Annotated in this window: 9 protein-coding genes; 6 read left to right on the top strand and 3 right to left on the bottom strand. The window is 60.6% G+C overall.

Annotated features, from left to right (window positions below; translation table 11 throughout):
• The first annotated feature begins 259 nt into the window (after window positions 1-259).
• Window positions 260-592, top strand: a complete 333-nt coding sequence (locus ACCD07_RS20590; protein WP_176655037.1) for a helix-turn-helix domain-containing protein — start codon at window positions 260-262, stop codon at window positions 590-592.
• Window positions 593-598: 6 nt separating this feature from the next.
• Here the strand turns inward: ACCD07_RS20590 and ACCD07_RS20585 are convergent, their stop codons facing one another.
• Complete coding sequence (locus tag ACCD07_RS20585; RefSeq protein WP_413448415.1) at window positions 599-1,291, bottom strand: sigma-70 family RNA polymerase sigma factor; 693 nt, start codon at window positions 1,289-1,291, stop codon at window positions 599-601.
• Between the two features lie 162 nt (window positions 1,292-1,453).
• On the opposite strand from ACCD07_RS20585, the gene clpP reads away from it, so the two are divergent.
• The 5 genes from clpP (at window position 1,454) to ACCD07_RS20560 (ending at window position 4,480) form a co-directional block, all read left to right on the top strand.
• Complete coding sequence (gene clpP, locus ACCD07_RS20580; RefSeq protein ID WP_413448414.1) at window positions 1,454-2,077, top strand: ATP-dependent Clp endopeptidase proteolytic subunit ClpP; 624 nt, start codon at window positions 1,454-1,456, stop codon at window positions 2,075-2,077.
• Window positions 2,078-2,183: 106 nt separating this feature from the next.
• The gene (locus tag ACCD07_RS20575; protein ID WP_176655040.1) at window positions 2,184-2,555 is read left to right on the top strand and encodes a translational machinery protein; all 372 of its coding nucleotides are present in this window, start codon (window positions 2,184-2,186) and stop codon (window positions 2,553-2,555) included.
• A 71-nt stretch (window positions 2,556-2,626) separates the two neighbouring features.
• Window positions 2,627-3,739: a DegT/DnrJ/EryC1/StrS family aminotransferase gene (locus ACCD07_RS20570; protein WP_413448413.1), complete on the top strand. Its 1,113-nt coding sequence runs from the start codon at window positions 2,627-2,629 to the stop codon at window positions 3,737-3,739.
• 70 nt (window positions 3,740-3,809) lie between these two features.
• Window positions 3,810-4,064, top strand: a complete 255-nt coding sequence (locus tag ACCD07_RS20565; protein WP_176655042.1) for a hypothetical protein — start codon at window positions 3,810-3,812, stop codon at window positions 4,062-4,064.
• Window positions 4,055-4,480: a PIN domain-containing protein gene (locus ACCD07_RS20560; RefSeq protein ID WP_176655043.1), complete on the top strand. Its 426-nt coding sequence runs from the start codon at window positions 4,055-4,057 to the stop codon at window positions 4,478-4,480. Before ACCD07_RS20565 ends, ACCD07_RS20560 begins: the two co-directional genes overlap by 10 nt.
• Before the next feature lie 77 nt (window positions 4,481-4,557).
• On the opposite strand, the gene ACCD07_RS20555 is transcribed toward ACCD07_RS20560, so the two are convergent.
• Together ACCD07_RS20555 and ACCD07_RS20550 are read right to left on the bottom strand one after the other, a co-directional pair.
• The gene (locus tag ACCD07_RS20555; RefSeq protein WP_413448412.1) at window positions 4,558-5,022 is read right to left on the bottom strand and encodes a carboxymuconolactone decarboxylase family protein; all 465 of its coding nucleotides are present in this window, start codon (window positions 5,020-5,022) and stop codon (window positions 4,558-4,560) included.
• Between the two features lie 98 nt (window positions 5,023-5,120).
• Window positions 5,121-6,008 carry an RNA polymerase sigma-70 factor gene (locus tag ACCD07_RS20550; RefSeq protein ID WP_413448411.1) on the bottom strand — a complete coding sequence of 296 codons (888 nt, stop codon included), beginning with the start codon at window positions 6,006-6,008 and terminating at the stop codon, window positions 5,121-5,123.
• Window positions 6,009-6,179: the final 171 nt, after the last annotated feature.

The raw sequence follows: 6,179 nt of genomic DNA, 5'->3' as shown, positions 1-6,179 counted from the left end.
GGGGCCGGGGGGGGGCCGCTGGTATCCCCCCCGGCTGGGGGGGCGCGGGGGGGGGGGCTTGGGGCTTCAACGCCAACGGCCTCTCCGATTCGTCCGACTAGAAACCGCCGGAGGCGGTTTTTTGCTTTACATCATCTAATTCCGTATGGAAGCTCGACCAAATATTAAGGCCGCTTCGCGTTATAGCCTATTTTTTAATAAAACCATACCTTGGCTATAATTTGTGAATCCTATGGTTGAACATCTCAAGCAAAGCGAAATGAACGCACTTACTAACATTCAGTTCTTGAACGGACCGGATGGCCAGCCCGCGTTCGCTGTCATTCCCTACAATGATTACCTGGTGCTGACCAAGCAAGTGCCAGCACGCGACGTTCCTAACGCCGTGGTCGGCAAGATCATCAAGGACGGTGTTACGCCGATCCGCGCGTGGCGCGAATATCTTGGGCTGACCCAAGCGGAAGTTGCCGGCAGGCTCGGGATTTCCCAGCCGTCCTACGCCGTCCAGGAAAATAGCGAAAAGCTCCGTAAATCGACCCGTGAAAAGATCGCGTTGGCGCTGGGCATCTTGCCGGAACAACTGAACTTGTAGACGTCTTTAGGCTGCCAACGCAAGGCCATACCACGCATCATTGGCACATGAGCCAACGCGGATCCGCAACTGCGGGGTTTCGTGCACGGACATCGGCTGTTCGTCAGCAAGCAGCGTCACCATCGCCGGTACGTCCCGGCAGTTGATCGCGGCCTGGAAGCGAAGCACCAGTTCGCGGCACAGTTTTTCGTCCGATGACGCCTCATCCTTCTCCTCACGCAGCCGCCTGCGCGCACGCGCCAGGTACTGCCGCGCATTGACCGTCTTCGTGCCGAGCGCCGCCGCAATGTCGGCATGTTCGCACTCGAAGACTTCATGCAGCACCAGCGCCAGGCGCTCGGACGGCGTCAGGCATGCCAGCAAGCGGGCCAGCGCCTCACCCAGTTCAGCGCGTCGCAGCAGCTCATCCTCCGGCAATGCAGGCGGCACATCGGGCACCAGTTCCATTGCGACGCGTGCCGCCACCGCATCCCGGCCGCGTTTGCGCAGGCGGTCGATCGACTGGTGCTGCACGACAGTAGTCAGCCACGCCGCCGGCGTTGTCAGCGTCCCCTGTTCGGCGCCATGCCACTTGAGAAAACAGTCCTGCACAATATCCTCGGCCTCCGCCTCGCTGCCGACGATGCGGCTGCTGATCGCCTTCAGGCGCGGGCGCAGTTGCTCGAACATGGCGCAGTCGGTATCGGTGGTGCGTGGCATATTGAATCTCCTGTTGCGGTGGTGGTACCACTTGACGCTTGGTGGCGCCCGGATGTGACACGCCAACTATATATTTTTTTCGCGTCACACGGCACCCGGCCGCGGACGTCAAGCGGGCAGTGAGTCAACTCCGTGATTCAACTCCACCGCCAAAGGACGATCATGACTTCGAATTCTCCCATGGGACTGGGTCTGGTACCCACCGTCATCGAACAAACCGCGCGCGGCGAGCGCGTCTTCGACATTTACTCCTGCCTGCTGAAGGAGCGCGTGATCTTCCTGGTGGGCGAGGTGACCGAGCAATCGGCCAACCTGATCGTCGCGCAGTTGCTGTTCCTGGAATCGGACAATCCCAACAAGGATATTTCGCTGTACATCAATTCGCCGGGCGGCTCGGTGTATGCCGGCATGGCGGTCTACGACACGATGCAGTTCATCAGGCCCGACGTATCTACCCTGTGCACCGGCTTCGCCGCCAGCATGGGTTCCTTCCTGCTCGCCGCCGGCGCGAAAGGCAAGCGCTATGCCTTGCCCAACGCGCGCATCATGATCCACCAGCCGCACGGCGGGTCGCAGGGCGTGGCGTCCGATATCGAAATCCAGGCGCGTGAAGTGTTGTACCAGCGTCACCGCCTTAACACCATCATGGCCGAGCGCACCGGGCAAACGCTGGCGCAGGTCGAAAAGGATTCGGACCGCGACAACTACATGTCGGCCCGCCAGGGCGTGGAATATGGCCTGATCGACCAGGTACTGGAGACGCGCGACGCCGGCCGAAATCTTTGATTGAATGGCAGCTGGGTACGGTTTCGTACAGACGGGCAGAGGACAGGCGCGCAAGCTGCACGCACTGGCCTTCTTATCGGCCATCCCCACCTCAAGGAAAATCCCCATGCCGTTCCAACACGCAGTCGTCTGGCTCGACCAGACCGAAGCTCATGTCATCCATTTCACGCGTGATGACGCCATGACGGAAGTCATTAAAACCACCTCGCAGCATCAGAAAGCCGGCGTTACCGGCAACAACCGCGCCGAGCCTGACCATACCTACATGGACGAAGTGATCGCCGCCGTCACCGACGCCAAGCAGATCCTGGTGGTCGGCCCCGGTGTGGAAAAGCTTGTGCTCATGCGCCACATGGCCAAGAGCTATGGCGAAACGGCTGAAAAAGTGATCAGTGTCGAAACCGTCGATCATCCGAACGACGGCCAGTTGCTGACCTATGCGCGCAAGTACTTCGTCAAATCAGACCTGACGAACTAAGGTGTTGCGAAGCGGGCATTCACTGGCGCTGCTAGAATCGGTTTTCCCAGTTCTGCCGCGCAGGCCACATCATGCTCAAATTCGCCCAACCTCAACTCGATGAAGACACTATCCAGGCAGTAGCCGCCGTGCTGCGCTCCAACTGGATAGCGACCGGCCCAAAGGTGGCCGAACTTGAGCGGGCGTTATCGGAGAGCTTTGGTTCGCGGCCTACACGCGTCGTCACGTCGGCAACCGGCGCGATGGAGATTGCGCTGCAGGTCTGCGGCATCGGTCCCGGCGATGAAGTCATCACCTCGGCGCAAAGCTTCTTCTCTGCGATGAACATGATCGTCAAGGTCGGCGCCGCGCCGGTGTTCGTCGATTGCGACCTGCATACCCGTGCCATCGATCTGGCCCAGGTGGAGGCCGCCATCACGCCGCGCACCAAAGCCATCATGCCGACGCACTTCCCAGGCGCCCTGGGCGACATCGACGCGCTCTACGCACTGGCCAAACGCCATCAGTTGCGCGTGATCGAAGACGCCGCGCTGGTGCAGGGCTCGTACTGGAAGGACCAGCCGATCGGCGGCTTCGGCGACATCGCCACGTTCAGCTTCCATCCGAATAAAAACATGACCACCATCGAAGGCGGCGCCATCGTCGTCGCCAGCGAGGACGAGGCCAAACTGGTCGACGTGCTGCGCTTCCACGGCATCCAGCGTCTACCGGACGACACGCGCGATGTCGCCATCGCCGCCGGAAAATTCAATATGTCCGACGTAGCGGCGGTGATCGGCATCCATCAGCTGAAGCAGTTGCCGCGCTTCCTGGCACAGCGCGCGGCGCTGGCCGGGCGTTACTTCGAGCGTTTTCCGCAACTGCCCGGCGTGGTGCTGCCGCCGCAAGGACAGCCGCGCCAAAGCTGGAACATGTTCAATGTGCTGATTCCATACGAGCAGTTCGGTCACACGCGCAAGAGCTTCCGCGCCGCGTTGCAGGAGCAGGGTATCGGCACCGGCATGTCCTACGAAGCCTGCCATCTGACCACCGTCGGCCGGCAATACGGCTACACCGACGGCCAGTTCCCGAACGCCGAGCGCATTGCGCGCGAAACCGTCACCTTGCCACTGCATGCGGATATGTCGATGGACGACGTCGACCGTGTTTGCGAGGTCGTCGGCAAGGTGCTCGCCGCAGCCTGAGACCCGGACGCTGGCAGTTCCGCTCAAATGCTATACACTACCTGTAGTGGTGACTGATTTGAGGTATGTCATGGAGCAACTTACCGTGGAATTGGATGATCGCGAGATGGCGGTGCTGCATTCCGCTGCACGTGCCCGTAGCATCGATCCGACACATATGACCAAGCTGCAGCTGCTAAACCTGCTGACCGCGCAAAAGCCCAGCGCCGCTCGCGCCAAACGCTTGGCCGCCATTATGAGTGTGCATGGCATATGGAAGGATGACCCGACCAAGCCGAAAGATGGGGGCGACTATCAACGCGAGATGCGTGCCGAATGGCGATAGCACTTTTTGATAGCAGCATCCTGATAGACAACCTGAACGGCCATGCCGCTGCAGCGTTGGAGATTCTGAGCTACGACGACGCGATCATCAGCTCAATCACCTGGATGGAAGTGGCATGCGTGATGGACGAGCCCGCCAAGGTTCAGTTTCAAGCCTTCCTTGACGACGCTGGCATTCGCGTTGTGCATCCGAACAACGACATCATGCGCCGTGCAACGACGATCCGAGGCAACAGTATCGCTCACCCGCCTAAATTCAGGCTCCCAGATTGTATTATCCGAGCGACTGCGGAAGCATCCGGGCGGATCATTATTACCCGTAATCCCGGGGACTTTGGGGGCGAAGGACCGTTAGTGCGTGTGCCCTATGAGATCGTCGCGGGTGTGGCCGTTAAAGTCAGGCCTCCGCTGCTTTAGCGGGATTAGCTTCAGTTCGTAGGTGCAGTACTCGTTCTGATGTCGTGAATATGGGCCGCCCAGGCGGCCCGTATTTTTTAGAAGCCTGGCGCCGGCACTTCCGGGATCTGGTTGCGCAGGCTGGCGTTGATGGTGTTCCAACCCTTGATCACGGCGATGGCGTAGCTCATTTCAGCGATTTCGTTGTCGCTGAAATGCTCCTTCAGCAGCGCGAAATCGGCGTCGGTCGGATGCTGGTGCGGAATCGCGTTGACCGCTTCGGCCCAGTTCAGCGCGGCGCGTTCGCGGTCGCTGAAGAACGGCGCTTCGCGCCAGCCGGCGATGGCGTTCACGTGGCGTGGATTGGCTTCCTGCTTGATCAGGTCGCGCCAGTGCATGTCGACGCACACGCCGCAGCCGTTGATTTGCGAGATGCGCAGATTGATCAGCTCCACCAGGCGCGCGCCCAGCGAGCTTTTCTTGACGGTGCCGGACAGCGCGATCATGGCCTGCAGGTTGGCCGGAGCGAGTTGGAAGAAGTTGAGACGGGCAGCGTGGTTCATGATGAGGCCTTTCTGTCAGGTAGAGGGCACACCATTGCGCCCTCCATACCTGTAAGACGGGGCGGTTTGCCGTCTTGTGACAGCCCACGCAAAAAAACTCAAATAAATTGCGGCACGCCGGTCAGCTTGTCCGGATTGCGCACGATGAAGATCGAAACGATGCGTCCGTCCTCCACCAGGAAAGACTGCGCCGATTCCAGCTTGCCGTTCACATAACGCACCAGTCCGGGCTCGCCGTTGACGCGCGCCTGGCGGTAGGCGACCTGCGTCGGATTCTGGTATTCCAGCGACCAGTAGACGCCAGCCACCCGTCCCGCGCCGTGCAGGATGTGCAGGAAAGAGTTGACCTTGCCGCCGCCGTCGGCCACCAGTTGTACATCGTCCGCCATCATCGCCTTCATTGCGGAACGGTCGCCCAGTTTGGCCGCCTCCATGAACTTACCCAGCAGGTCGTGGTGCTGCTCCTTCGGCACGTCGAAGCGCGGCTTCTGCTGCTGTACGCGCTCCTGCGCGCGATGCACCATCTGGCGGCAGGCCGATTCGCTCTTGCCCAGCATGTTGGCGATATCCGCGTAATCGTGATCGAACACCTGCCGCATCAGGAACGCCGCGCGCTCCTCCGGCGACAGACGCTCCAGCACCCACAGGAACGCCATCGACACTTCGCTGGCCATTTCGGCACTGCTCTCGGGCGTGCGCTCGTCCATCTCGACGATGGGTTCCGGCAGCCACCAGCCCACATACGATTCGCGCTCGGCCATGCGCGAGCGCAGGCGGTCTATCGCCAGCCGGGTGGTGATGGTCACCAGCCACGCCTCGGCCGATTGCACCGCCTCCTTCTCGCTGCCGTGCCAGCGCAGCCAGGCATCCTGCACCACGTCCTCGGCGTCGGCGCGGGTGCCGAGCATGCGGTAGGCGATTGAAAACAGCCGCGGACGCAGCGCGGCAAATGTGGCCAGTTCGGCGGGGGAGTTTTGGTCGGTCATGATGGTTAGACGCGGCAGCGTTCCGGTTTGTGACAGTGTTGCACAACTGTTGCTTATCTGTTGATTCCATGTTGGTTTCGCAGCACCTCGCGACGCAGCAAAAAAATACAACACTGCGATAAAAATAATTTTACGTTTTCTTCGCGGCCCGTGCCGCATGCCGCACCAGCG

The organism is Duganella sp. Dugasp56, assembly GCF_047304105.1.
Lineage (GTDB): Bacteria > Pseudomonadota > Gammaproteobacteria > Burkholderiales > Burkholderiaceae_D > Rugamonas > Rugamonas hordei.
This window is presented reverse-complemented; position numbering and strand designations above follow the sequence as displayed.